Raw genomic sequence first — 26,805 nt, forward strand, 5'->3', positions numbered from 1 at the left:
GTTAATTGATTGATTGACTAAATCCCGCAGCCCCCCTTAAATCCGGTCCATCTTTCAAAACGCCATCCAACAACAATCAGGGAGAACTGACATGGCCGAGGCCTATATCGTCGCCACCGCACGCACCGCCGGCGGCCGCAAGGGGGGACGCCTCGCAGGCTGGCATCCGGCCGACCTCGCCGCTTCCGTGCTGGATTCGCTGATCGACCGGACCGGCGCCGATCCCGCCCAGATCGAAGACGTCATCATGGGCTGCGTGATGCAGGCCGGCGAGCAGTCCAACAACATCGGCCGCAACGCGGTGATGGCCTCGAAACTGCCGGAGAGCGTGCCCGCCACCTCGATCGACCGCCAGTGCGGCTCGTCGCAGCAGGCGCTGCATTTCGCGGCGCAAGCCGTGATGTCCGGCACCATGGATTGCGTGATCGCGGCCGGCGTGGAGTCGATGACGCGGGTACCGATGGGGCTTGCCTCATCGCTGCCCGCCAAGAACGGCTTTGGCCATTACAAGAGCCCCGGTATCGAGAAGCGCTACCCGAACATCATGTTCAGCCAGTTCACCGGTGCTGAAATGATGGCGGAGAAATACGGCCTCTCCAAAGACGAGCTCGATACCTATTCCTACAACAGCCACCAGCGCGCGATTGCCGCGACCCAGGCCGGCCGTTTCAAGGACGAGATCGTTGCGCTTGCGATCACCCGCGCCGACGGGTCGACCGACACCCACCATATCGACGAAGGCATCCGCTTCGATGCCAGCCTCGACGGCATCAAGGGCGTCAAGCTGATCGCCGAGAACGGCAAGCACACCGCGGCCAGCGCCAGCCAGATCTGCGACGGCGCCTCTGGCGTGATGGTCGTCAATGAAAGGGGCCTCAAATCGCTCGGCATCAAGCCGATGGCGCGGATCCATCACTTGACCATGATGGGCGGCGACCCCGTGATCATGCTGGATGCGCCGCTGCACGCCACCGAACGCGCGCTGAAGAAGGCCGGCATGACCGTCGACGACATCGACCTGTTCGAGGTCAACGAGGCATTTGCCGCAGTACCGACGGCGTGGCTGAAGACCACCGGCGCCGACCCTGAAAGGCTCAACGTCAATGGCGGCGCGATCGCGCTCGGTCATCCGCTCGGCGGCTCCGGCACCAAGCTGATGACCACGCTGGTCAACGCCCTGAAGCAGCGCAACAAGCGCTACGGGTTGCAGACCATGTGCGAAGGCGGCGGCATGGCGAATGTGACGATCGTCGAGCGGCTGTAAGCGCCGCGATAAAAAAAGGTGTCGTCCCGGCCCTTATGCGCAATTGCGCATCAGGAGCCGGGACCCATAACCACAGCTGTTTGTGGTTATGCAAAGCTGGAGCTCCAGCTGGTTTCAATTATTGCCAGTAGTGGATATGGGTCCCGGCTCAAGGCCGGGACGACGCAAATAATAAGCCCAAGGAAACATCTGTGACTCACCCCTCGATCCACGCCCGCACCCAGCCGAACAAGATCGCCTATCAGATGGCGGGGAGCGGCAAGGCGATCACCTACCGCGAGCTGGACGAACTCTCGAACCAGGGCGCGCAGCTGTTTCGTTCGCTTGGGCTGAAGGCCGGCGACCACATCGCGTTCCTGATGGAGAATCGCCTCACGTTCATGGAGATCTGCTGGGCGGCGCAGCGCTCGGGGCTCTATTACACCGCGATCAGCCGCTATCTGACCCAGGACGAGATCGCCTACATCGTCAAAGACTGCGGCGCCAAACTCGTGATCAGCTCGCCGAAATGCGCCGAGCAGATCAGGGGGCTGGTCAACGGCGAGCCGGGCGAACCGATTTTCTACATGGTCGACGAACCGCTGCCGGGTTTCCGCTCCTGGGACAAGGAGACGATCGCGCAGCCGACCACGCCGATCGCCAATCAGGAAGCCGGCTACGACATGCTGTATTCCTCGGGCACCACCGGGCGGCCCAAAGGCATCAAGCGCGAGTCCGAACACAACCCGATCGACCTGCCGAATCCGTTCCTGAAAATTCTCTGCGCCGGCATGTGTGGCATGTCGTCCGACAGCATCTATCTGTCGCCGGCGCCGCTCTATCACGCCGCACCCCTGCGCTTCAACATGATGGCGATCACGCTGGGCGGCACCTCCGTGATCATGGAATCATTCGATGCCGAAGAATTTCTAAACCTGGTCGAGAAGCACAAGATCACGCAGTCGCAGCTGGTGCCGACCATGTTCGTGCGGATGCTGAAGCTGCCCGAAGAGGTGCGCACGCGCTACAACGTCTCGTCGCTGGTCGGCGCGATCCACGCCGCGGCCCCCTGCCCGATCGACGTCAAGGCCAAAATGATCGAATGGTGGGGACCGATCCTGATCGAATATTACGCCGGCTCCGAAGGCAACGGCGTCACGGTCTCGACCTCGCAGCAATGGCTGACCCATCGCGGCACCGTCGGCCGCGCCGTGGTCGGCAAGATCAAGATCCTCGACGAGAGCGATCAGGAAGTGCCGACGGGCCAGATCGGCACGGTGTATTTTGCCGACGCGCCGGTTTTCGCCTATCACAACGATCCCGAGAAGACAAAGCGCGCCTACAACGACAGGGGCTGGTCGACGCTCGGCGACGTCGGCTATCTCGACGACGAAGGCTTTCTCTATCTGACCGACCGCAAGAGCTACATGATCATCTCCGGCGGCGTGAACATCTACCCGCAGGAAACCGAGGACGTGCTGATCACCCACCCCGATGTCGCCGACGTCGCGGTATTCGGCGTGCCGAACGAGGAGATGGGCGAAGAGGTCAAGGCGGTGGTGCAGCCGCACGACATGACCAGGGCCGGCAAGGAGCTCGAGGCCGAGCTGATCGTGTTCTGCCGAAAACATCTGTCGCCGATCAAATGCCCCAAGAGCATCGACTTCGAGGCCGAACTGCCGCGTACCCCCACGGGCAAGCTGGTGAAGCGGCATCTGCGCGACAAGTACTGGCCGAAGACGGCGGTGAAGGTTTAGCGCGCTATCTTCCCTTCTCCCCTTGTGGGAGAAGGTGCACAGGCGGCCTTTGGCCGCCGTTCCTTAAGGAGACGCCGATGCTTTGCATCGGCTATGCGAAGGCTGCCGGATGAGGGGTCTCTATCCGCGGAGACAGACCCCTCACCCGTCTCAATCGCGCTTTGCGCGATTGATCCACCCTCTCCCACAAGAGGAGAGGGAAGAAAGGCCGCGAACTAATGACCACCCTCCCCGACATCCCGCTCCTCTCCACCATCCGCTCGCGCACTATCGACAACATCAACGGCCTCTCCATGCATGTGCTGGAGGCCGGCTTCGAGACCCGCGGCCGGCCCTGCCTGTTGCTGCTGCACGGCTTTCCCGAACTGGCCTTCAGCTGGCGCAAGGTGATGCCCACGCTGGCGAATGCCGGCTATCACGTGATCGCGCCGGACCAGCGCGGCTATGGCCGCACCACCGGGTGGGATGCGAACTATGACGGCGATCTGGCCTCGTTCCGGCTACTCAATCTGGTGCGCGACGCGTTAGGCCTGGTGTCGGCGTTCGGCTACACGCATGTCGATGCCGTGATCGGGCACGATTTCGGCTCTTCGGTCGCCGCCTGGTGCGCGCTGGTGCGGCCGGACGTGTTTCGATCGGTGGCGCTGATGAGCGCGCCCTTTGCGGGGGCACCACCACTGCCCTTCAACACCGCGGATGCGCCGGCCAAACCGGTGGCGGAAGATCCGGTGCATCGCGATCTCGCCGCGCTGCCGCGCCCGCGAAAACATTATCAATGGTATTACTCGACGCGCGAGGCGAACAACGACATGCACCACGCACCGCAGGGCCTGCACGATTTCCTGCGCGGCTACTATCATCACAAGAGCGCGGACTGGAAGGACAACAAGCCCTATCCGCTCAAATCATGGTCGGCCGGCGAGTTGGCAAAACTGCCGACCTATTATGTGATGGATTTTGCCAAGGACATGGCCGCGACGGTCGCGGAAGAGATGCCCGATGCGGCGTCGATCGCCGCGAATAAATGGCTGCCTGACAGCGAGCTATCGTTCTACAGCGGCGAATACGGCCGCACCGGATTCCAGGGCGGCCTGCAATGGTATCGCTGCGGCACCTCGGGCGCGTTCACCAGCGAATTGCAGACATGGTCCGGCCGCACCATCGACGTGCCGTCCTGCTTCATCTCGGGCAAACAGGACTGGGGCACCTATCAGCGTCCCGGCGTCTATGAGGCGATGCAATCGAAAGCCTGCACCAACATGATCGGCTGTCATCTGATCGACGGCGCCGGCCATTGGGTGCAGCAGGAGCAGCCGAAGCAGGTTAGTCGCTTGCTGTTGCAATTCGTGAAGCAGCTTGCTGAACACGACACCCAATAGGTTCATCACCAGTTCATTATCGGTCTGACATCATCCGAGAACGTCGCGGGAACCATCGTTCAGAAGCCGCGTTGCCGAATGCCGGCAATGTGCCCGGGACATCGACTGGAGAAGAGTATGGATAAGAAGATCGCTGGGCTATTGGGAGCGGTGGCGTCGCTTGCAACATTTGGTGCTGCGGAAGCAGCGCCCGCGCCGGCCCCGACCGATGTCTTGCGGGCCAATTCATTCGCCGATTTGCTGGAGCCGATCCCTAACGCCGCGGCGCTGCTGCAGGCGATCGATGAATCCGCGCCTGTCCGGTCGGCGGAAGGCAACGTTCAGGTGGCGCAGTTCTACCATCACCACCACCATCATCATCACCACAGCCAGTATCGCCGATATTATGATGAGCCCCGCGTCATCGTGGTACCGCCCCGGTACCGTCGTGACCGTTATCACCATCACCACCATCACCATCATCACAGCTTCTACCGCCGCGACTATTGAGGCCGCGCGCGATCGTATGATGAGAAACGGGACCGTGACGGTCCCGTTTTTTTTGTCGCTAATCGTGGCGGGCTTTTTCCTTCGCGGCGCGATGCAAATGCCGGTAGGTGCCGTCGAATACGGTATCGGTCGATGACGTCCACTCGGTCCCGGCCGAAAGCGTCGGCCGGCTTTGATAGATCCGCCGCGCCTGCAGCTCGCGTTCGGCCGATTCCTCCTCGCCCATCTTCTCAAGCTCGAAATTGGCTTCTTCCGGAATCACGATGATTTGCGCGAACGGCTCGTTCGGCCGGAAAATGTGGGTTCGGCCTTCGGCCGGCGCCTTGAAGACGGTGAAGAACAGCATCGGCCACCAATTGCGCACCAGCGCCGGAACCGCGATCGGCACGGTGTCGGTAGGGTCGGTATAGAATCTCGGATGCGGCTCGGTGCGAATCGCCATGCCCTTCTCGACCTTGAGATCGAGCAGGATCTGGTAGGTGTAGAAATTGTCGCCGAAATTCCGGAATGGCGGCCACTGCGCGGCATTATCCGGGGGCTCGCCCCAATCGGCATCAAAAATCAAATGGCCGTCTTTGGTGCTGACGTGAAGTTCGAAGTCGTAGGGATAGAACAATTCGATCCCGTATTGCGCGCCTTCCGAAAACGGAACGCAGTGCCACACCTGTTCACGCGATCCATCCGCGCGCGGTTCGCGCTTGCCGGCCCACCCGGGTATCTCGAGTTTGGTCCGGCGCGGCGCCAGCCGCGGATCGTTGAGACGGTATTTGACCTTGTCCATAGCACCCCCGGTTTTCGACCCATGCAGCAGGAACTCGAACGAGCCCGAGACCGCAGGGTTCCGCCGGTCTAACGCCGTTTCGTCCCCGGATCGAGCTTGCCGCCGCCGGCGAGGAGATTTGACCGTGGGTCATCCGATCGTTATACAGTTTAGAACTATTCTAAACTATGAAAAAGGCGCTGCCTGTGAAGAATTTCTCCGATTTGACCGAGCGCGAGGTGCTGGCCGTCGCGATCTCCTCCGAAGAGGAGGACAGCCGGATTTATATGAGTTTCGCCGAAGACCTCGCCGAGCGTTATCCGGATTCGGCCAAGCTGTTCGAGGAGATGGCCGAGGAGGAGCGAGGCCATCGCCACCGCTTGCTCGAAATGTATGAGCAGCGTTTTGGCGCGCATCTGCCGCCGATCCGCCGCGAGGACGTGCGCGGATTCCTGCGCCGGCGCCCGATCTGGCTGACGAAAAACCTGCCGCTCGACACCATCCGCAAGGAAGTCGGGACGATGGAACTGCAGGCCGAGCAATTCTACATCAAGGCCGCCGAGCAGGCCGAGGATGTCGGCGTACGCCGGTTGCTCGGCGACCTCGCCGAAGAGGAGAAGGGCCACGAGAAGCTCGCGATCAAGCTGACCGACCAGATTCTCAGTCCGGACGTGCGCGCGGAAGAGGACAAGACGCGGCGGCGGATGTTCGTGCTGCAATATGTGCAGCCGGGCCTCGCCGGATTGATGGACGGCTCGGTCTCGACGCTGGCGCCATTGTTCGCCGCCGCCTTCGCGACCCATCAGAACTGGCAGACCTTTCTGGTCGGTCTCGCCGCCTCGATCGGCGCCGGCATCAGCATGGGATTTGCGGAAGCTTTGTCCGACGACGGGTCGCTGACCGGGCGCGGATCGCCATGGCTGCGCGGCGCGGCCAGCGGCGTGATGACGGCGCTCGGCGGCCTCGGCCATTCCATGCCCTATCTGGTGCCGGATTCCTGGCCGAACGCGTTCTGGATCGCGACCGGGATCGCGGGCGTCGTGGTGTTCTTTGAATTGTGGGCGATCGCCTTCATCCGCTCGCGCTACATGGACACGCCGTTCCTGCAGGCGGTGTTCCAGATCGTGCTCGGCGGCGCCATCGTGCTCGCGGTCGGCATTCTGATCGGCGCGGCCTAGCCGGCCGGGAAGCCATCATGAAACGAGGTTTCGGACCGTGCTTTCGATTGCACCTTGTGCTGCTGGCTGGTGCGGTCCTCTTGGCGATGCCGGCCGGGCCGGCGACGGCTACCGACGAAATCCAGGTCTATAACGCCGGCATCGCCGCCCCCGGACAGTTCACGATCCAGCAGCACCTCAATTATGTGGCGCTTGGCCCGAAGGATCCGCCGTTTCCTGGCGGCCTCGTCTCCAATCACAGCCTCAATGGCACGCCGGAATTCGCCTATGGCATCACCGACTGGTGGGAGGTCGGGCTCTATCTGCCCTTCGCGGTCCAGGACCGGCAATTCCTGTCCGATTCCTTCAAGCTGCGTACCCTGTTCGTCTCGCCCAATGCCGAGCAGCGCAACTTCTTCTACGGCGTCAATTTCGAATTCAGCAACGAGACGCCGAATTTTGCGCAGACGCGGTTCGCGATGGAGATCCGCCCCATCATCGGCGTCCGCAACGCCGACTGGGAGTTCATCGTCAACCCGATCGTGGATATCGGCTTCGGAAAATATGGCCAGGCGGACTTTGCGCCCGCGGCGCGCGTCGCACGCAAGGTCGGTCCGGATCTGTCCGTCGGTCTCGAATATTATGCCGACTTCGGCCAGATCGGGAATTTTTCCGGCCTTGCCGACCAGCAGCATACGCTGTTTGCCGTCACCGATTTCAGGCTTGGCGTTTTCAACGTGGATTTTGGCGTCGGTTACGGGTTGACGCCGGCCTCCGATCGCTGGGTGATCAAAACCATCGTCGGATACGCTTTCCCGGTACCGGGCAGCAATCCCGCCGCAAGCGACCACGCCACCGCCGCCGGACCCGTCAACCCGATGGCGCACGCCTCCGCGCGACCCTACCAGCCCTGATGCAAAGCCGCGCGTCCGACTCGTCGCGCGATTCGAAGTACACCCGAAATTTCCAGGACAAGGCCGCAACATCATGACCGATCGCTTGCAATACGGGACCACCGCAAAGGTCTTCCACTGGCTCATCGTCGCGCTGCTGCTGGTGCAATATCCGATCGGCTGGCTGATGCCGGACCTGCATCGCAATACGAAGCCGGGCGCGCCGATGATTTTTCATATCTCGTTCGGCATCACCATCCTTTTGCTGATCGTTCTGAGATTCGTTTGGCGGCTGACCCATCCGGTGGCGCCCGAGCGTTCGCTGCCGCCATGGCAACGGCTGAGCTCGGAAGCCGTGCACTGGCTGCTCTACGTTCTGGTGCTGGCGACGACCGTGACCGGCTGGCTGTTTGCTTCGTTCCGCGGCTGGGCGGTGTCGTTCTTCTATCTCCTGCCGATGCCGATGCTGTCGTCCGGGAATGACGCGGCCGGCAAGACGATCGACGGCCTGCATCAGGCTTCTGAATGGGCGTTGCTGGTCGTGATCGGCATCCACGTGGCGGCGGCGCTGGCCCACCTCTTCATCTACCGCGACCGCATCATGCAGCGGATGTTGCCGGGCTAGAGCGTAATGATCTCCCTCTCCCCGCTTGCGGGGAGAGGGTTGGGGTGAGGGGGGCTCTCCGCGAATCTGGTGTTAATGATGGACCTGTACCCCCTCACCCGGATCGCATCTCCGATGCGATCCGACCTCTCCCCGCAAGCGGGGCGAGGTGACCCGAACGCCGCCACCTGTTTGACCCAAAATCATCATGCTTTAAGTCGGAGCCCGCGCCTGCAACCGCATCCGCGCCGCATCAACTGCCGTTGAGATTGCCGATCTCCGGAAAGAACATGTCTTTCCACGACGCCGGCTCATGCCTGGTGGTGCCGACCTTGTGCATGAATTTTGCGAACTTCATCGTCGCCGCCGGCGTCATGGTCCATTCGACATTGGAGCCGGTGACCACCCTGGTTACCATATCGAGCGGCAGTTTTGAGCCGGTGTCGCCGATCCAGCTCTGCGCGGTCCCCTTCGGGTCGGCCGCAATGATCGCGGTTGCCTCCTTCACCGCGTCGATGAATGCGGCGTAGAGTTCCGGATTGTCCTTGCGAAACCGCGCCGAGGTCCAGGCCACCGTAAAACTGTGCGGCCCCAGCACGTCGAACGACGACAATACGGTATGGATGTTTTTCTGCTCCAGTTGCTGGAACTGGAACGGCGGCACGCTGAAGGCCGAGGAGATGCCGCCGGCGCCGCTGAGCATGGCGATGGTCGCATCCGGCGGCGACATCGATACCGTGAGCGGATCGAGCTTGGCGTAGTTTTCCTCGCCGAAGGCGGCTGCCGCCGCCATCTGCAGCAGCACCGCCTGCACCGACACCTTGATCGAGGGCACCGCGATGCGGTCGCGCTCGCCAAAATCCCTGATCGACTTGATGTCGGGATTGGCGGTGTTGAGCAGGAACGGCTGCGAACTGAGCGCGCAGATTCCCCTGACCTCGAAGGATGTACCCAGCGTCTTGTCCCACAGCGTGATCAGGCCCGGCACCCCGCCGCTGACGATGTCGGTGGAATTCGACAGCAGCGCCTCGTTCATTGCCACCGGGCCGTTGAAGCGCTGCCAGGACACCTTGAAATCCTTCAAGCCCCGTTGCGCAGCGTACTTCTCGATCAGCTTGTCGCGCTTCATGATGTTGAATTGCAGGTAGCCCATCGAGAACTGCTCGGCCAGCCGGATCTCGGCGGCGCGAGCCGCGATCGTGGCGTTGCCGATGACGAAGGCGACCACCGCGCCCAAAATCCAAGCCGACCTCATTGTTTTCTCCCCGCAGCCTTGCAGTTATTTTTTGTTGATCGAGAGACTACACAGCAAACGGCGCGCGCCAATAGCAGGCGCGCCTGCCCGCCGCTGTACAGGTATTGCTCTTGCGGCTCCGGCCCAAACTGAGCATCATTCGCACCACATCGAAAACGAGATCGGGAGTACGCCTTGGCCAAATCGCAATGGAGTTTTAGTACCGCCGTCGAACTGTCGGCCGCGCTGGCCGCAAGGAAAGTATCGGCGGTCGAACTGGCGCAGGACGCGATCGGCCGAATCGAACGGCACGACAACAAGATCAACGCGGTTTGCGTGCGCGATTTCGAACGTAGCCTGGCCGCCGCTCGCTCCGCCGATGCTGCCCTGGCGCGCGGCGAGAACAAGCCGCTGCTCGGCATCCCCATGACGGTGAAGGAATCCTACAATATCGCCGGGCTGCCGACGACCTGGGGTATTCCCGCGCAAAAGGATTTCAGGCCAACCGAAGACGCGCTGCCGATTACCCGCGTCAAGGACGCCGGCGGCGTGATCCTCGGCAAGACCAACGTGCCGCTCGGGCTCGGCGACTGGCAGAGCTACAACGAGATCTACGGCACCACCAACAATCCATTCGATCTCGGCCGTACGCCGGGCGGCTCTTCCGGCGGATCGTCGGCAGCACTCGCGGCCGGTTACGGCGCGCTGTCGCTCGGCTCCGACATCGGCGGCTCGCTGCGGGTGCCCGCGTTTCACTGCGGCGTCTATGCGCACAAGCCGACATTTGCGTTGGCGCCGTCGCGCGGCCACACGCCGCCGCCATTGCCGCCGCTGCCATTCGACCGCGATCTCTCCGTGATCGGCCCGATGGCGCGCAGCGCCGCCGATCTTTCGCTGCTGCTGGCTGCGATCGCGGGGCCCGATCCACTGGAGGCCGGCAAGGCCTACAAGCTCGCGCTGCCGCCGCCGCGCCACACTGAGTTCAGGAATTTTCGCGTGCTGCTGATCGACACCGATCCGGTCATGCCGACCGACAAGGTGGTCCGCGGAACCCTCGATACCCTGGCCGTCAACCTCGGCAAGGCCGGCGTCAAACTCGAGCGCCACAGCCCGCTGTTGCCCGACTTCGGCGCCTCGACGCGGCTCTATATGCGGATGCTGATGTCGTTCCTGTCCGCATCTTTTGCGCCCGAGGTCTATGCCGGCGCGCAGGCCGCCGCCTCGGCACTGCCGCCCGGCGACCTCAGCCTCGGCGCGGAGCGGCTGCGCGGCATGGCGCTGAGCCATCGCGACTGGGTGATGGCCGACGGCGGGCGCTCGCGGCTGCGGGCGCAGTGGCGCGAGCTGTTCAAGACGTTCGACGCGGTGATCTGCCCGATCATGCCGACCCCGGCCTATCCACACGATCATTCCGCCGACCAGGAAACCCGCCGCATCGACATCGACGGCAAGGCGCACGTCTATCCCGATCAGCTTGCATGGCCGGGCATCGCCACCTTGCCCGGCCTGCCGTCGACCGCGATCCCGACCGGCTTCTCGCCAGCCGGCTTGCCGGTCGGCGTGCAAATCGTCGGCCCCTGGCTGGAGGATCGCACGCCCTTGATGCTGGCGGAATTGATCGAGCGCGAGTTCGGCGGCTTCGTGCCGCCGCCGATGTTTGATGATTGATCCCGTCATTGCGAGCGCAGCGAAGCAATCCATCTCGCCGCGGCAAGAAAGAATGGATTGCTTCGTCGCTTCGCTCCTCGCAATGACGGTTGAAAGACTGGAGGAAAACCCATGAGCAACGACATCGAAGAGCTAACGGCGCTCAACCGCGACTACGTCGCCTCGGTGCAGAATTGCGACGTCAAACGTTTTGACGAAATCCTCGCGCAGGATTTTTATTGTTCCAATCCCGACAAGTCGCTGGTCGACCGCGCGGGATTTTTGAAGCAAACGGCGGTGCCGGTCACCATCAGGAATCTAGCAGCGCATGATGTGAAGATTCGCGTGCTGGGCGATTTCGCCATCATTCACGCCAGCACGAGCTATACCACGGCAGACGGCAAGCCGGCCAACGGGCGCTACACCGATTGCTGGGCCAGGCAGAATGGAAAATGGCTGGCGGTGTCCGCGCATGTGTCGCGGTGACTCATAACCGTCATTGCCGGGCTTGACCCGGCAATCCATCCTCTTCGATAGAAGACTTCAAGCGAAGATGATGGATGCGCGGGTCAAGCCCGCGCATGACGAGTGCCCTCACGCATCAAACATGATCACGCTGCGCACGGTCTTGCCCGCCTTCATCGCCGCAAAACCTTCATTGATCTCGGAGAGCTTCAGCTTCGCGGAAATCCAGTCTTCCAGATGCAGCTTGCCACGCATGTAGAATTCGACCAGGCGGGGCATGTCGACGCGGAAATGGTTCGAGCCCATCGACGAGCCCTGGATCTTGCGTTCCCTGAGGAAATCGAAACCGTGCAGCTCGATCTTCTGGCCGAACGGGATCATGCCGACGATGGTCGCGGTGCCGCCGGCGGCCAGCATCGCGAACGCCTGCTCGGCGGTTTCCTTGCGGCCCAGCACTTCGAAGGAATGCTGCACGCCGCCGCTGGTGAGCTCGCGCACCTGCTGCACCACGTCACCGTTGCGGGGATCGACCACGTCGGTGGCACCCAGCTTGGTGGCGAGTTGCAATTTCACCGGGTTGGTATCGATCGCGATGATGCGGCCGGCGCCAGCGATCGCCGCACCGTTGATCGCGGCCATGCCGACGCCGCCGCAGCCGATCACCGCCACGGTTTCGCCGGCCGTGACCTTTGCCGTGTTCACCACCGCGCCATAGCCGGTGATGACGCCGCAGCCGATCAGCGCCGCCAGTTCAAGCGGCATGTCCTTGCGGATTTTGACGATGGCGTTCTCGTGCACCAGCATCTGCTCGGCAAACGATGACAGATTGAGGAACTGATTGAGTTTCTCCGACCGCGCCCACGACAGCCGGTTGGACACGCCCGGCAGCATCTTCACCGTGGTGTCGGTGCACAGCACCGTGCGGCCGGTGGTGCAATTGTCGCAGGTGCCGCAAAACACCGAGAGGCACGTCACAACATGATCGCCGGGCTTCACATAGGTGACGTCGGAGCCGACCTTCTCGACCACGCCCGCTGACTCGTGGCCGAGCACGGCCGGCAGCGGATGCGGGTAGAGCCCTTCCATGAAATGCAGATCGGAATGACAGAGGCCGGCGACGCGGGTGCGGATCAGGACTTCGCGCGGACCAGGATTGGGCACGCTGACATCCTCGATCACCAGCGGCTTGTTGACTTCATGCAGGACGGCGGCCTTCATCGAATACTCCCTCGCGTTTCTATTTCTTGAACCAGAGCTTGTTATCCTCCGGCAGCCTACGCCGCCGAAATCAATTCGCCAACCTCAGCCATGCCGACGCCGCGCTCGCCGAGCAGATGATCGGTGATGGCGCGTTGAACCGCATTTTCCGTGAGCCGGAACGGATCGCTTGCCACGACGCGATGGTCGATCACCATGCGCGACAGCAACAGCCGCCTGGCATCGCCGCGCATCTCGTGGATGCGGCCGCCTTCCCACGCCAGCGCTACCGCACTGGCGACATGATACAGCAGGCTGGTGGCGCGCCGCGCGTCGGCTTCATTTTCCATCCGGCTGGCGACGTCGCGCGCAAAGCCAATGGCGCGGTCGGCCAGATCGCGCAGGCGATTGCGCCAGGCCTGCGGCACATTGGCGCTGTCGTCGAGGCGGGCGTGCAGATCGGCGGCGAGTGCCGCGTCCGCGCCGTGGCGGCCGACCGCGCGTTTCAGCGCATCGATCGCGACGATGTTGCCGGTGCCTTCCCAGATCGAGCCGAGATGGGCGTCGCGCAAAAGCCGGGCGGTGGCGAATTCCTCAATGTAGCCGATCCCGCCGCGCATCTCTAACGCATCGCCGCACACCTTGCGGGCATCGCGGGTGGCGCGGAATTTCAGCGTCGGGGTGAGGATGCGTAGCAGCGCCGCAGCGTCCTGGCTGCCGGCTTCGGCGCGATCGAGCGCGTCCGCGGTCAGAAAGCTCATCGACAGCGCCTGCTCGGTCGCAAGCCCGATCTTCATCAATTGCCGCCGCGCCAGCGGCAGATCGAAGATACGCTGGCCGAATACCACGCGGCCCTTTGCGACCGTCATCGCGTCGTGATAGGCGCGGCGCATCAGCGCGGTGGATTTGACGCCGTTGGACAGCCGCGACGAATTCACCATCTCGGCCATCTGCACAAAGCCGCGATCGAGCTTGCCGACCGCATAGGCAATGGCGCCTTCCAGCTTGATCTCGCCCGAGGCCATCGAGCGGGTGCCGAGCTTGTCCTTCAAACGCACGATCCGGTAGTGATTCTGCGAGCCATCCTCGAGCCGACGCGGCATCAGGAACAGGCCGACGCCGCGCGTGCCCGGACCCGCGCCTTCGGGCCGCGCCAGCAGCATCACCACTTCGGCGTCGGCGTTGGAGCAAAACCATTTTTCGCCGGTGAGCCGCCAGTGGTCGCCCTCCTGCACCGCCGTCGTCGTCAGCGTGCCGACGTCGGAACCACCTTCCTTCTCGGTCATGAACTGGCCGCCCTGGGTCAGCTTGCTCATGTCGGTCTGGGTCAGGCCGTCGAGATATTTCGCCTTCAGCGCCTCGCTGCCGAAATTATTCAAAAGCTTTGCGCAACCATCGGTGACGTTGATCGGGCAGCCCAGGCCGAACTCGGCCTGATTGAACAAAAACGTAAAGGCGTGTTTTGCCACCACGGGATATTTATCCGGCCAACCCAAAATGCCCTTGCGGACCGACATCGCGTGAATGCCGAATTCGCCGAAGGCTGCCTTCTCCAGTTCGCGATAGGCCGGGTGATATTCGATATACTGGGAGTCGCGGCCAAAACGGTCGCGCTGGTGCAGCACCGGCGTATGACGGTCGGCAAGGCGCGCGCACTCGTCGAGATGACCGCCCGCCAATCCGCCGAGCCGGTCGAGATGCGGCTCGATATGGCGAAACAGCGCTTCCGGCAAATGCAGACGGAGCAGATCCGTCAGCGCCGGATCGGCCTGATAAAAGTTCATCCCCGAAGTGTCCGGCGCGAGCAGGTCCGGCTGGCCGGCAGAGGCAACCTTACGGTCGTGCTTGAGTGGTTGCATTTTTTGCCTCTTGTTCGTTCCGCCCGATCTTGCTCATCTACCGATAAAGCAGGCGATCACGCCGTCAACAATCATAATTGGAAGGTACCCCCGTGATGGACTTATATCGCATCATCGGCGCCGAGATGTCGCCCTACTCGGTCAAGGTCCGTTCCTATTTCCGCTACAAGGGAATTCCGCATCAATGGGTTTTGCGCAATGCGGCAAGCCAGCCGGAATATGAGAAATATGCCAGGATGCCCATCATTCCACTGCTGGTGACGCCTGACGGAACTGGTATCCAGGATTCCACGCCGATCATCGACGCGGTCGAGAAGCTGCACCCGGAGCCGTCGATCCATTCCGGCGACCCCGTCGCGAACTTCATCTCGGCGCTGATCGAGGAATTCGGCGACGAGTGGGGCAACAAATGGATGTTCCACTACCGCTGGGCCCGCGACGTCGACCAGCGCAGTTCGTCCGGCCGCATTGCGCGGATGCGCAGCCCCAACGCCAGCGAGGAAGCGCATGCCGCGCTGGCCGAGCAGGTCCGGGTCCGCATGGTGGAACGGGTGTGGTTTGTCGGGTCGAACGAGCTGACGGCATCGCAGATCGAGACCGGCTTTCGGGACATGCTTGCCATGCTCGAGAGCCATCTCGCGATCCGCCCCTATCTGTTTGGCGGAAGGCCGGCCTTCGGCGACTTCGGTATGTGGGGCCAATTCTACGAATTGTGGACCGATCCGACCGCGGGCGCCCTGATCGAAGGCAGCGCGCCGCATGTGCTCGCCTGGATCCACCGCATGCTTTGGCCAAGGGCGGAGGGCGCGTTCGAGACATGGTCCACGCTGGCACCGACCCTGATGCCGATCCTGACCAATCAGATTGGCGGACAGTTCATGCCCTGGACGCTGGCCAACGAAAAGGCGCTGGCCGAAAAACAGGAAGAATTCAGCGTCAAGCTCGGCGACAAGGTCTGGATCCAGAAGCCCCAAAAGTATCACGCGCGATCGCTGGGCATGCTGCGCGCCCGATATGCAGATGTTGCCGACAAGGCCGCGCTCGATTCTGTTTTGGCGGCGGCGGGTTGCCTTGCCGGATTGCGCGCCTAGATACGGAATCCCGACCATTCAAGGAACGCGCGCATGGAAACGCCAAAATACAAGAATGCCCTGATCGTGGGCGCCGGTGAGGGACTTAGCGCATCGCTGGCGCGGCTGTTTGCGCGCGGAGGCATCAAGGTGGCGCTGGCCGCGCGCAAGGTCGAAAAACTCGGCGCGCTCTGCACCGAGACCGGCGCCCGCGCCTTTGCCTGCGACGCCACCAACGCCGAAGAGGTCGAGCGGCTGTTCGGCCTGGTCGAACGCGAGATCGGCGCGCCCGACCTCGTGGTCTACAATGCCAGCGGGCGGGCGCGGGGCGCCTTCACCGATCTGGTCGCGGCCGATGTCGCGCAGGCCATCGCGGTCAGCGCTTTCGGCGGTTTTCTGGTGGCGCAGCAGGCGGTGAACCGCATGCTGCCCGACAAGCATGGCGCGATCCTGTTCACCGGCGCATCCGCCAGCGTCAAGGGCTACGCGCAATCGGCGCCGTTTGCGATGGGCAAGTTCGCGCTGCGCGGGCTGGCGCAGAGCATGGCGCGCGAATTGTCGCCGCAGGGCATCCATATCGCGCATTTCGTGATCGACGGTGGCATCCGCAGCGCGGCGCGCGCCGAGCCAACGGACCGGCCGGACTCGATGCTCGACCCGGACGCCATTGCCTTGAGCTACTGGAACGTGCTGCAACAGCCGCGCAGCGCCTGGACCTGGGAACTCGAATTGAGGCCGTGGGTCGAGAAGTTCTAGGCGCCGTCGTTCCGGGGCGATGCGAAGCATCGAACCCGGAACCCCGAGATTCCGGGTCTGGTGCTTGCGCACCATCCCGGAATGACGGGCAAAAAGAAACAATTGGGGGAAACATGACCACCGAGACCAAAATCGACACCGGCACCGACGAATTGTTGTGCGTGATCCGCGACCGCGTCGCCATCATCACGCTGAACCGGCCCGAGGTCCGCAACGCCATGTCGGACACGCTGACGCCGGCACTGCGCACCATGATCAAGACCTGCGGCGAGAATCCCGACGTCGGCGTGCTCCTGATCACCGGCGCCGGCACCGCCTTTTGCGCCGGCGGCAACGTCAAGGGCATGGGCGCCCATCGCGACAAGAAGAAGCTGGAGATGTCCTATGACGAGAAGGTCGCCGACCTGCAGGAGCGCCAGCGGCTCTTGACCGGTGCGCTGGTCTCGGTGCGCAAGCCGACCATCGCGGCACTGCCCGGCCCCGCGGTCGGTGCGGGGCTGGCGCTGGCCATGGCCTGCGATATCCGGATCGCGGCGCAATCGGCGTTCGTGTCCACCGGCTATCTGCGCGTCGCGCTGAGCGGCGACTATGGCATCGCGTGGCTGCTGACGCGGCTGGTCGGCACCGCGCGGGCGCGCGAACTGATGTTCACCGCCGACAAGGTCGATGCGGCCAGATGCGAGGCGATCGGCCTCGTCAATCGCGTGGTTCCGGACGACAAGCTGCAAAGCGAGGCCTTTGCGCTGGCCAAATCGATAGCCGAAGGGCCGACGGTCGCGTTGCGCTACATGAAGGACAATCTCGACGAAGCAATACTGTTCGATTTCGCCACGGCGCGCGACCATGAGGCCGAGCGTCTGGTCCGCCTGACGACGACCGCCGATCACAAGGAAGCGGTGCAGGCCTTCATCGACAAGCGCAAGCCGGTGTTCAAAGGAGGCTAGACGCTCAAGCCGCGGCCTCCGCGCGCGCATTTCGCCGGATCACCTGCGGCGGCTGTCCGAAGGCGCGCAGGAAGGCGCGGCGCATGCGGTCGCGATCGGCAAAGCCGGTTTGCCGGGCGATGACTTCGATTGGATGGCGGCTCTGCTCCATCATCAAACGTGCAGTCTCGACGCGCAGGTTCTCGACCGCCTTGGCCGGCGACTGACCGGTCTCGGCGTGGAACGCACGGCTGAACTGGCGTGGACTGAGATGCGCCGCTTTCGCCAGCTCCCTCACCGTCAGCTTCGAGGTGAGATTGCGCTTCGCGTAGGCCAATGCGCCCTGGATGCGGTCGGATTTCGGCTCCAGCTCCAGCAGCGCCGAAAATTGCGACTGGCCGCCGGCGCGCCGGTGATAGACCACGAGCTTTTTGGCCACGGCGCGGGCCACATCTGCGCCAAAGTCCTGCTCGATCAACGCCAATGCGAGGTCGATGCCCGCGGTCGCGCCCGCCGAGGTCCATACCGGACCGTCCGCGATGAAGATGCGGTCTTCCTCCACCTTCACGTTTGGAAACTGCGCCTGCAGATCGCGGGCATAGAACCAATGCGTTGTCGCACGCCGTCCGTCGAGCAAACCTGCTTCGGCCAGGATGAACGCACCGGTACAGGTTGCGGCGACCCGCCGGTTTCGGCCCAAGGCCCGCCGCACAAATTCGATCAGGCCCGGCGTTGACGGCTCGATCACGGTGCCGCCGCCGACGATCAGCGTGTCGAAATTCGCATCGCCGAACGGCTCGGCCAGGATGCTCATGCCCATCGAGGCGGGAACAGGCCCGCCAGTCTCTGACAGCAGCTGCATGTCGTAGACCGGTTCGCCGAGATGAACATTGGCGAATTCGAAGGCGGAGATGACGGCAAAACCCATCACCTGAAAGCCGGGGAAAACGACGAAGCCGATGCGCTGCATGAGGGCCTCCAACAATGTCCTAAAACGCCGTTTATATGACATTTGAGACATCGATCCGCAAGCCTAGGTCTCCTTTGCAGAGACCCGAATTCGTCGGGGCATCAGAGGAGACCAGAAACATGACCACCACCACAAAAATGGGAACGGCGCTGATCACCGGCGCTTCCGCAGGTATCGGGGCCATCTACGCCGACCGTTTGGCAAAACGCGGCTACGACCTGATCCTGGTCGCCCGCAACCAGAGCCGGCTCGCTGCATTGGCCCGGCGCCTGAGAAACGAGACCGGCCGATCGGTCGAAACCATCACGGCCGATCTCAATGACAGAGTGGATCTGGCGAGGATCGAGACGACGCTGCGCAACAATCCCGGCATTACGCTGCTGGTGAACAACGCCGGCGTCGGCGCCGCTGCCCCGCTGCTCAATTCCGACGTCGAGAAGATGGATGAGATGATCCGCCTCAACGTCGGTGCGCTGACCCGGCTGACCTACGCGGCCGTGCCCGGTTTGGTTGCGCGCGGCGGTGGGACGATCATCAACATCTCCTCGATCGTGGCGATCTCGCCCGAGACCCTCAACGGCGTCTACGGCGGCAGCAAGGCGTTCGTGCTGGCGCTCAGCCAATCGCTGCAGCATGAGCTTGCCCAGAAGGGTGTGCGGGTCCAGGCGGTCCTGCCCGGCGCGACGGCAACGGAGTTTTGGGATGTCGCCGGCCTGCCGGTTCACAATTTACCGACCGCAATCGTGATGTCGGCCGAGGACATGGTCGATGCCGCGCTTGCCGGCCTCGACCAGGGCGAGACCATCACTATTCCATCGCTGCCCGACAAGGCCGAGTGGGATGAGTTCGACGCGGCACGCCGCGCGATGTCCGGCAAGCTTTCGAGTTCTGTCCCGGCTAGCCGATACGGCATCAAGCGCTCTCGAATGGCTGCGAGCTGACGCGAGCTTTGTAAAAGAAAAAAAGCCCGGTTCTGGATGGCCAGAACCGGGCTCAGTCTTGTCAAGCCGCGGCCGAGGACAAAGCGCCCTGGCGGGAGAGGGCGGCGAGCCGCCAGCTTGCACAGGGAATGTCTCGCGGCTCGACATCGATATGCCTTTCGAAACGCACCAGCTTCCAGTCGTCGGGCGAATGGGTGAAGGCGTAACCGGATTTGCGCGCCAGCCCGATCATGGCGTCGTTGGAGCGCAGCGTGTCGCCGAACAGCCGCTCGGCGCCGAACGAAGCCGCACGGCATTCAAGATTTTTCATCAGCGCGCTGCCGATGCCGTGGCCCTGCCAGCGGTCGTCGATCGACAGGCCGAACTCGATACTCGCGGTGTCGGCGTGGAAGGCGTAGCGGGCTTCGCCGACGATGGTATCAAAGCCGTCGACCACCATGGTTGCGACCACGCTGAACCGCTCGGCCTCGCCGACATGGATGAAATGCTCGAGAAGGCTCTGGGGCAGTTCGCTCATGGCGCCGAGAAAGCGGTTGTAGCGGGAGCGGGTCGACAGCGCGCGAAAATAGCTCTGCAGTTCCTCGGCATCGCGCGGCTCGACGAAGCGCACGGTCACGGCGCTGCCGCTGCGCGAGCGCAGCACGTCGGAATACTGCCGGAGATCGTCGAAACGCAGCGCTGTCATCACACGCTCCCATCAATCTCAAAAAAGTTGCCGGCACCCCTCACCAGAGGCGGCGCCGGCTCGGCTGCGCAGTTACGCCCGCCAGAACGGTTTTTCGGCTTCGAAAGCGACATCGCTCCGGGACAAGCCGACGTCGTGCAGGTCGCGGTCGGTGCACTGGGCCAGCTCGCGGCGAGCCTGGTAGCGCTGACGCCAGAGGTGGAAAGTATCGCTCAACTGGCTCAACAAGCCCGGAACATGATGATTTGTCATCGATTCATGGGTGCAGGTAGACATTTTGGCCTCCTACGGCTAATCTGTTGCCGCTAATATCTGCGGCATCAGGGCTTTCTACAAACGACACTTTGTGCCGCTTAACATGAGATAAACTCATGTATTTGGAATTGCGGAAATGACCGCCAGGCTGCCCTCGCTCAATGGACTTCGCGCCTTCGAGGCTGCGGCCCGGCACTTAAGCTTCACGCAAGCCGCCGCCGAGCTGAACGTGACGCAGACCGCGATCAGCCATCAGATCAAACGGCTGGAGGAAGAACTCGGGGTTCGGCTGTTCGTCCGCCAGAACCGCGCGCTGACATTGACGCCGGAGGCGAAAGACTACCTCCCCGGGATCCGCGCCGCGTTCAACGATATGCGGCTCGCCACCGACCGCCTGCAGCGCAAGGACGACGGCCATGTGCTGACGGTCTCGACGCTGGCGTCGCTGGCTGCAAAGTGGCTGTTGCCGCGGCTTACGGCATTTCAGGAGGCGCATCCCGGCATCGACGTGCGCATCACCACCTCGTCCGGCCTGGTCGATTTTCAACGCGACAATGTCGATGCCGCGATCCGCTATGGCCGCGGCCAGTGGCAGGGGGTTCGTGCCGACTGGCTGATGGCGGATGAACTGTTCCCGGTCTGCAGCCCGGCGCTGCTGCAAGCAGGCAAGCCGCTGAAATGCCCCGAAGACCTCCGCGATCACGTCTTGCTGCACACCAGCAATATCTACAGCGACGACTGGCGGCTGTGGCTGACGGCGGCGGGGTTGCCGACCGATTTGTCGAAACAGCCAGGCGTCACCTTCGACCTGATCTTCGTGACCATTCAGGCCGCCATCGACGGCATCGGCGTGGCGATGGGCCGGACCTCCTATGTCCAGGACGACATCAGCAAGGGCCGGCTCGTGGTTCCCTTCAAGATCGCGCTGCCGACCGACGCCGGATTCTACCTCGTCTCGCCGCAGGGAAGAGCGGATTCCCCAAAACTTTCGGCGTTCCGGCAATGGCTTATCGCGTCCGCACAGGGCAAATCCTGACACTGCGCCATTCGGCCGTTTTCCAATCGAGCTATGCGTTTTCGGGGTTGGTCGCGCCACGCGGGCGTGCCAAATTGCCGCACAAGGCAGGGTAACTGCCTCGGCTGGCGAAGCTTTTCCCGTCGGCCCTTTGTAACGGGGAGAAGGGGCGTCATGGCGCAATCGGGGACTTCGGACACACCGCAAATCAAATCGCGCATCGGCGCCATCTTGCGCGCGACCAGCGGCAATTTCCTCGAGCAGTTCGATTTCTTCCTGTTCGGCTTTTACGCACCCCTTATCGCGAAGGCGTTCTTTCCGTCCACTGACGATACCGCCGCTTTGCTCAACACCTTCGGTGTATTCTGGCTGGGCGCCCTGATGCGTCCGGTCGGCGCCATCGTGCTCGGCGCCTATATCGACCGGATCGGCCGCCGCCTCGGCCTGATCGTGACGCTGGCGATCATGGCAATGGGCACGGTTATTATCGCGTTCTGTCCGACCTATGCGAGCATCGGAGTTGCCGCACCTGTCATCGTGTTGATCGGCCGCCTGCTGCAGGGCTTCTCCGCCGGTGTCGAACTTGGCGGCGTGTCGGTCTATCTTTCCGAGATTGCCACCCCCGGCAACAGGGGGTTCTACACCTCGTTTCAGTCCTCCAGTCAGCAGGTCGCCATTTTCGTTGCGGCCATCATCGGCTTTATCCTGAACGCGATGATGCCGGCTGCGATGATCGAAGCATGGGGCTGGCGAATTCCGTTCTTTATCGGCTGCATGATCATTCCCGTCATTTTCGTGCTGCGCCGGACGCTGGAAGAAACGCCGGCATTCCTCGCCATGAAGAAACATCCGACCACGGCGGAAGTCTTCAGTTCGGCCGCCGTCAACTGGAAGATCATCCTGCTCGGAATGATGCTGGCCGCCATGACCACCGTGACCTTCTACTTCGTCACCGTCTATACGCCGTCCTTTGGCAAAGAGCTGAAACTCTCCGCCAAGGACAGCCTTCTGGTCACCCTCCTGGTGGCCGTGACCAACTTCATCTGGAATCCGGTCGGCGGCGCACTGTCTGACCGGATCGGTCGCAGGCCCGTATTGCTGGCGATTGCAGGCCTGTCGTTCGTGACCGCCTATCCCGCGCTGCTTTGGCTCACAGCCGCTCCGACTTTCGGCAAGCTGCTGGCGGTCGGAATGATGTTTTCGCTCTATTTCGGTGTTTACAGCGGCACCATGCTGGGCGCGCTGGTTGAAATCGTCCCGGCGCATGTTCGCACCACCTGTTTCTCGCTGGCATTTTCTCTCGCAGCGGCGCTGTTCGGCACGTTTACGCCCTTTGCGGCAACCAAGCTGATCGCCATGACAGGTGACAAGGCGTCCCCCGGCTTCTGGCTGATGTGCGCCGCGGCGAGCGGTTTCATCGCTGCAATCGTCATCTACCGCAGTGGAGCGATCGAGGCGCGCGAACAGGCGGTCGCCGCGCAGCGGGCGTGAGACGGCCGGCCGCCGGTTTTGCTTTCCATGCAAACAAGATAACAAGAACGCATGGTCGATCTGACGCGTAAATTCGATGTGCTGGTGATCGGCGGCGGCAATGCCGCGTTGTGCGCCGCAATCAGCGCCCGCCGCGCCGGCGCCTCCGTGCTGGTGCTGGAAGGCGCCCCGAAATTCTATCGGGGCGGCAACACCCGCCATACCCGCAACATGCGCTGCGCCCATGATGCGGCGACCGACATCCTCACCGGGCCCTATACCGAAGAGGAATTCTGGAACGACCTGTTGGTCGTGACCGGCGGCCAGACCGACGAAGAACTCGCAAAGTTCATGATCCGGGAGTCCAAGGACATTTTGGGCTGGGTCGTCGAACAGGGCGTGCGCTGGCAGCCGTCGCTCGGCGGCACGCTGAGCCTCGGCCGCACCAATTCGTTCTTCCTCGGCGGCGGCCGGGCGATGCTGAACGCGCTCTATCTCACCGCCGAAAAACTCGGCGTCGACATCCTCTACGACGCCGAAGTGCTCGACCTCGAAATCGACAACGGCATGTTCCTCTCGGCCGCGCTGAAGCAGGGCGACGGCCGCGTCGATGTCCGCGGCTCGGCGCTGGTGGCCGCCGCCGGCGGTTTTGAAGCCAACATCGAATGGCTCAGGGAATATTGGGGAGAGGCCGCCGACAATTTCCTGATCCGCGGCACGCCCTATAACCGCGGCTCGATCCTGAAGATGCTGCTCGCCAAGGGCGTGCAGGAAATCGGCGATCCCACCCAATGCCATGCGGTCGCGATCGACGCCCGCGCGCCTAAATTCGACGGCGGCATCATCACGCGGCATGACTCGGTCGTGTTCGGCATCGTCGTCAACAAGCACGCCCAGCGATTCTACGACGAGGGCGAGGACATCTGGCCGAAACGCTATGCGATCTGGGGCCGGCTGGTGGCCGCCCAGCCCGACCAGATCGCCTACATCATTTTCGATTCGACGGTTGTCACGAGTTTTATGCCGACACTGTTCCCGCCGATCGCAGGGGAATCGATCGCCGAACTCGCCGTCAAACTCGAACTCGATCCGGCGGCGCTCGAAACAACCCTCGCCGATTTCAACGCCGCGGTGCAGCCCGGCACCTTCGACCACACCATCCTCGACGATTGCCGCACCGAAGGCGTGACACCGCCGAAGACGCATTGGGCGCGCAAGATCGAGACGGCGCCTTATCTCGCCTATCCGGTGCGGCCCGGCATCACCTTCACCTATCTCGGCACCCGCGTGAACAAGCAGTCGCGCATGCTGATGAAGGACGGCAAGCCCGCCGCCAACATGTTCGCGGCCGGCGAGATCATGGCCGGCAACGTGCTCGGCAAGGGCTATGCCGCCGGCATCGGCATGACCATCGGCAGCGTGTTCGGACGGGTTGCGGGACGGGAAGCGGCCAGAAATGCGAAAAACTAGGGTGACGTGCAGATCACCTCGCCCCGCTTGCGGGGAGAGGTCGGATCGCATCGCAGATGCGATCCGGGTGAGGGGGACTCTCCGCAGACCGCGCTCGCAGAGAGTCCCCCTCATCCCGACCTTCTCCCCGCAAGCGGGGAGAAGGAGAAGAAGCCTGAGGGAGGAACCATGTCGCGACTTGCTATCATTTCCGCCGCGGCTGTTCTGATGGCCTCGACGTTGGCCAATGCCGCCGAGCCGCTGGCACTGCGTGACATGGGCTCGTTCCATGTCGGCGGCCGCCTGGTCGAGATCAGCGGCAAGCCGGTCAGGGAGGTCACCTTTACGCCGGGCGGCGTGCCCGCAAAAGTCGATCCGAACGGCACCTATCAGGTCGAGCAGATGTATGTGCAGTATTTTCTGCCCGCCAACGAGAAGGGCGCCTATCCGCTCTTGATGTGGCACGGCGGCGGCCTCACCGGCGTCACCTACGAGACCACGCCCGACGGCCGCGAAGGCTGGCTGAATTACTTTTTGCGCAAGGGCTGGAGCGTCTACAATTCCGATGCGGTCGAACGCGGCCGCTCCGGCTGGGCGCAATACCCCGATATCTTCAAGGGCGAGCCGGTGTTTCTGACCACCAGCAATCCGTTCGAGCGCTTTCGCATCGGCGACGGGCCGAATTCCTACGATCCCGATCCCGCAAAACGAAAACTGATGCCCGGCAGCCAGTTTCCGAACGAAGGCTACGAGAATTTCGTCAAGCAGAACGTGCCGCGCTGGACCACTACTGACGATGCGATCGTCGCGGCCTATATCGCCGAGATCGACCGCGTCGGCCCCTGCATTGTCCTGTTCCACAGCCAGGCCGGCACGTTCGGCTTCAAGGTGGCGCAGGCGCGGCCCGACAAGGTCAAGGCCTTGATCGCAATCGAGCCCGCCGGGGTCGGCGATCCCGCGAAAGTGGAAAGCTTGAAGAACATCCCGACGCTGATCGTCTATGGCGACTACATCGACCGCGACTCGCGCTGGCCGAAGATCCGCGCCACCGGCGTTGCCTTCGCCGACGGCATCAAGGCCGCTGGCGGCAGCGTCGATGTGGTCGATCTGCCCAAGGTCGGCATCACCGGCAATTCGCACATGATGATGATGGACAAGAACAACGCCGAGGTCGCCGGGCTGATCCAGAAGTGGCTGGAAGGCAAAGGGCTGACGAAATAACCAATTTGGCTTTGGGACAGGAAGCGGCGCAGCATGCACGGAACCAGAATTTTGGAAGAGGCCGACCGTTTGATGACGGTCTGCAATTCCTGCCGCTATTGCGAAGGCCTCTGCGCGGTGTTTCCGGCGATGGAAATGCGCCGCTCGTTTTCCGACGGCGACCTCAATTATCTCGCCAATCTCTGCCATAGCTGCGGCGCCTGCTACACCGACTGCCAGTTCTCGCCGCCGCATGAGTTCAACGTCAATGTGCCCCAGACGCTGGCGATCGCGCGAAACGAGTCCTACGCGGCCTATGCCTGGCCGCGGGCGTTCTCCGGCGCGTTCGCGCGCAACGGTCTCGCCATCAGCGTGATTGCCGCGCTCAGCATCGCGGCCTTCATCTTCGGCTTTGCGGCTTTCACCGACCGGCAGGTATTGCTCGGCATTCATACCGGTCCCGGCGCGTTCTACAAATTGATGCCGCACAACGCGATGGCGGCACTGTTCGGCGCGGCATTTCTCTATGCGATCGTCGCGCTTGTGATGGGCGTGCGCGCGTTCTGGCGCGACATCGGCGAGCCCGTCGGCATGAAAACCGACGCCAAATCGCTGTTGCAGGCGATCCGGGATGCCGGCGAGTTGCGCTATCTCGACGGTGGCGGGGTCGGCTGCTTCAACGAGGACGATAAGCCGACCGACCGCCGCAAAATCTACCATCACCTCACCTTCTACGGCTTTGCGCTGTGTTTTGCGGCCACCTGCGTCGCGACGCTCTATCATTTCCTGTTCGCGCGCGAGGCGCCGTATGCGTGGTGGGATCTGCCGGTGGTACTGGGCACGCTCGGCGGCATCGGGCTGCTGATCGGGCCCGTGGGATTGCTCGCCGAAAAATGGAAGCGCGATCCCGTGCTGGTCGATGAAGCGCGCATGGGGATGGATGTCGCCTTCATCGCCATGCTGTTTCTGACCGGTTTGACCGGCATCGCGCTGCTGCTGTGGCGCGATACGGCGGCGATGGGACCGCTGCTGGCGCTGCATCTCGGCGTGGTATTCGCGCTGTTCATCACCATGCCCTACGGCAAATTCGTCCACGGCATCTATCGTTTCGTCGCATTGGTACGGTATGCGCGGGAGCGGCAGATGATGGGGCATGTTTAAGGTCGTCATTGCGAGCATCCGACCTCGTCATTGCGAGCGAAGCGAAGCAATCCATTTCACCGCGTAAAGGAAGAATGGATTGCTTCGTCGCAAGAGCTCCTCGCAATGACGTGGCGGGATCGCGATTCAATTTTCAAACAGCGGATACACGTCCGCCTTCTCGCGGCATGGTTTGCCCGAGCTTTGCTGGAACGGTCTGTCCCCTCGATCGTAGAGGGAGCAGGGA

General features: G+C 62.8%; 25 protein-coding genes. 18 read left to right on the forward strand and 7 right to left on the reverse strand.

The genetic code is table 11. The features are described 5' to 3' along the window. The first annotated feature begins 91 nt into the window (after positions 1-91). The 4 genes from NL528_RS41480 (at position 92) to NL528_RS41495 (ending at position 4,868) form a co-directional block, all read left to right on the forward strand. Positions 92-1,264, forward strand: coding sequence for an acetyl-CoA C-acetyltransferase (locus NL528_RS41480; RefSeq protein WP_309180100.1), 1,173 nt, complete (start codon positions 92-94; stop codon positions 1,262-1,264). Between the two features lie 191 nt (positions 1,265-1,455). Next, positions 1,456-3,000, forward strand: a complete 1,545-nt coding sequence (locus tag NL528_RS41485; RefSeq protein WP_309180102.1) for an acyl-CoA synthetase — start codon at positions 1,456-1,458, stop codon at positions 2,998-3,000. A 218-nt stretch (positions 3,001-3,218) separates the two neighbouring features. Further along, complete coding sequence (locus NL528_RS41490) at positions 3,219-4,379, forward strand: alpha/beta hydrolase (protein ID WP_309180103.1); 1,161 nt, start codon at positions 3,219-3,221, stop codon at positions 4,377-4,379. A 117-nt stretch (positions 4,380-4,496) separates the two neighbouring features. After that, positions 4,497-4,868 carry a hypothetical protein gene (locus NL528_RS41495; RefSeq protein ID WP_309180104.1) on the forward strand — a complete coding sequence of 124 codons (372 nt, stop codon included), beginning with the start codon at positions 4,497-4,499 and terminating at the stop codon, positions 4,866-4,868. Between the two features lie 58 nt (positions 4,869-4,926). Here the strand turns inward: NL528_RS41495 and NL528_RS41500 are convergent, their stop codons facing one another. Then, a complete protein-coding gene (locus tag NL528_RS41500) occupies positions 4,927-5,649 on the reverse strand; it encodes a hypothetical protein (protein WP_309180105.1) in 723 nt (240 codons plus the stop codon). A gap of 185 nt (positions 5,650-5,834) precedes the next feature. Between NL528_RS41500 and mbfA the strand changes: the two genes are divergently transcribed. From mbfA to NL528_RS41515, 3 genes are all read left to right on the forward strand, one after another. Continuing rightward, on the forward strand, positions 5,835-6,806 hold the full coding sequence (gene mbfA, locus NL528_RS41505) for an iron exporter MbfA (protein ID WP_309180106.1): 972 nt from the start codon (positions 5,835-5,837) through the stop codon (positions 6,804-6,806). A gap of 17 nt (positions 6,807-6,823) precedes the next feature. Then, entirely contained in the window at positions 6,824-7,699 is an 876-nt protein-coding gene (locus NL528_RS41510; protein ID WP_309180107.1) for a hypothetical protein, read from the forward strand. 73 nt (positions 7,700-7,772) lie between these two features. Continuing rightward, on the forward strand, positions 7,773-8,303 hold the full coding sequence (locus NL528_RS41515; protein ID WP_309180108.1) for a cytochrome b: 531 nt from the start codon (positions 7,773-7,775) through the stop codon (positions 8,301-8,303). 232 nt (positions 8,304-8,535) lie between these two features. Here NL528_RS41515 and NL528_RS41520 read toward each other — a convergent pair whose 3' ends face one another. Next, entirely contained in the window at positions 8,536-9,537 is a 1,002-nt protein-coding gene (locus NL528_RS41520; RefSeq protein ID WP_309180109.1) for an ABC transporter substrate-binding protein, read from the reverse strand. Between the two features lie 174 nt (positions 9,538-9,711). On the opposite strand from NL528_RS41520, the gene NL528_RS41525 reads away from it, so the two are divergent. Both NL528_RS41525 and NL528_RS41530 read left to right on the forward strand, forming a co-directional pair. Further along, positions 9,712-11,184, forward strand: coding sequence for an amidase (locus tag NL528_RS41525; RefSeq protein ID WP_309180110.1), 1,473 nt, complete (start codon positions 9,712-9,714; stop codon positions 11,182-11,184). A 111-nt stretch (positions 11,185-11,295) separates the two neighbouring features. Then, a complete protein-coding gene (locus tag NL528_RS41530) occupies positions 11,296-11,649 on the forward strand; it encodes a nuclear transport factor 2 family protein (RefSeq protein WP_309180111.1) in 354 nt (117 codons plus the stop codon). 108 nt (positions 11,650-11,757) lie between these two features. Here the strand turns inward: NL528_RS41530 and NL528_RS41535 are convergent, their stop codons facing one another. Both NL528_RS41535 and NL528_RS41540 read right to left on the reverse strand, forming a co-directional pair. Then, positions 11,758-12,846 (reverse strand): Zn-dependent alcohol dehydrogenase, encoded by a 1,089-nt coding sequence (locus NL528_RS41535; RefSeq protein WP_309180112.1) that lies wholly within the window; start codon positions 12,844-12,846, stop codon positions 11,758-11,760. Between the two features lie 56 nt (positions 12,847-12,902). Next, positions 12,903-14,684 carry an acyl-CoA dehydrogenase family protein gene (locus tag NL528_RS41540; protein WP_309180113.1) on the reverse strand — a complete coding sequence of 594 codons (1,782 nt, stop codon included), beginning with the start codon at positions 14,682-14,684 and terminating at the stop codon, positions 12,903-12,905. A 95-nt stretch (positions 14,685-14,779) separates the two neighbouring features. Between NL528_RS41540 and NL528_RS41545 the strand changes: the two genes are divergently transcribed. The 3 genes from NL528_RS41545 to NL528_RS41555 all read left to right on the forward strand — a co-directional run bounded on the left by NL528_RS41545 (position 14,780) and on the right by NL528_RS41555 (position 17,454). Continuing rightward, positions 14,780-15,775 (forward strand): glutathione S-transferase family protein, encoded by a 996-nt coding sequence (locus NL528_RS41545; RefSeq protein ID WP_309185219.1) that lies wholly within the window; start codon positions 14,780-14,782, stop codon positions 15,773-15,775. Positions 15,776-15,808: 33 nt separating this feature from the next. Beyond that, positions 15,809-16,510 carry an SDR family NAD(P)-dependent oxidoreductase gene (locus tag NL528_RS41550; RefSeq protein WP_309180114.1) on the forward strand — a complete coding sequence of 234 codons (702 nt, stop codon included), beginning with the start codon at positions 15,809-15,811 and terminating at the stop codon, positions 16,508-16,510. A gap of 113 nt (positions 16,511-16,623) precedes the next feature. Continuing rightward, the gene (locus tag NL528_RS41555; protein ID WP_309180115.1) at positions 16,624-17,454 is read left to right on the forward strand and encodes an enoyl-CoA hydratase; all 831 of its coding nucleotides are present in this window, start codon (positions 16,624-16,626) and stop codon (positions 17,452-17,454) included. A 4-nt stretch (positions 17,455-17,458) separates the two neighbouring features. Here the strand turns inward: NL528_RS41555 and NL528_RS41560 are convergent, their stop codons facing one another. Beyond that, positions 17,459-18,403 (reverse strand): GlxA family transcriptional regulator, encoded by a 945-nt coding sequence (locus NL528_RS41560; protein WP_309180116.1) that lies wholly within the window; start codon positions 18,401-18,403, stop codon positions 17,459-17,461. Between the two features lie 119 nt (positions 18,404-18,522). Between NL528_RS41560 and NL528_RS41565 the strand changes: the two genes are divergently transcribed. Then, positions 18,523-19,344, forward strand: coding sequence for an SDR family oxidoreductase (locus NL528_RS41565; protein ID WP_309180117.1), 822 nt, complete (start codon positions 18,523-18,525; stop codon positions 19,342-19,344). 61 nt (positions 19,345-19,405) lie between these two features. Here NL528_RS41565 and NL528_RS41570 read toward each other — a convergent pair whose 3' ends face one another. Together NL528_RS41570 and NL528_RS41575 are read right to left on the reverse strand one after the other, a co-directional pair. Next, positions 19,406-20,029 carry a GNAT family N-acetyltransferase gene (locus NL528_RS41570; protein WP_309180118.1) on the reverse strand — a complete coding sequence of 208 codons (624 nt, stop codon included), beginning with the start codon at positions 20,027-20,029 and terminating at the stop codon, positions 19,406-19,408. Between the two features lie 72 nt (positions 20,030-20,101). Next, a complete protein-coding gene (locus NL528_RS41575; RefSeq protein WP_309180120.1) occupies positions 20,102-20,305 on the reverse strand; it encodes a DUF1127 domain-containing protein in 204 nt (67 codons plus the stop codon). Between the two features lie 115 nt (positions 20,306-20,420). On the opposite strand from NL528_RS41575, the gene NL528_RS41580 reads away from it, so the two are divergent. From NL528_RS41580 to tcuB, 5 genes are all read left to right on the forward strand, one after another. Then, positions 20,421-21,320 (forward strand): transcriptional regulator GcvA, encoded by a 900-nt coding sequence (locus NL528_RS41580; protein ID WP_309180121.1) that lies wholly within the window; start codon positions 20,421-20,423, stop codon positions 21,318-21,320. Between the two features lie 153 nt (positions 21,321-21,473). Continuing rightward, positions 21,474-22,790, forward strand: coding sequence for an MFS transporter (locus NL528_RS41585; RefSeq protein ID WP_309180122.1), 1,317 nt, complete (start codon positions 21,474-21,476; stop codon positions 22,788-22,790). Between the two features lie 60 nt (positions 22,791-22,850). Next, positions 22,851-24,239 carry an FAD-dependent tricarballylate dehydrogenase TcuA gene (tcuA, locus tag NL528_RS41590; protein ID WP_309185221.1) on the forward strand — a complete coding sequence of 463 codons (1,389 nt, stop codon included), beginning with the start codon at positions 22,851-22,853 and terminating at the stop codon, positions 24,237-24,239. Positions 24,240-24,407: 168 nt separating this feature from the next. Beyond that, complete coding sequence (locus tag NL528_RS41595; protein ID WP_309180124.1) at positions 24,408-25,439, forward strand: esterase; 1,032 nt, start codon at positions 24,408-24,410, stop codon at positions 25,437-25,439. Between the two features lie 33 nt (positions 25,440-25,472). Beyond that, a complete protein-coding gene (gene tcuB / locus NL528_RS41600) occupies positions 25,473-26,579 on the forward strand; it encodes a tricarballylate utilization 4Fe-4S protein TcuB (RefSeq protein WP_309180126.1) in 1,107 nt (368 codons plus the stop codon). The last annotated feature ends 226 nt before the right edge of the window (positions 26,580-26,805 follow it).

This window comes from Bradyrhizobium sp. Ash2021, assembly GCF_031202265.1.
GTDB lineage: Bacteria > Pseudomonadota > Alphaproteobacteria > Rhizobiales > Xanthobacteraceae > Bradyrhizobium.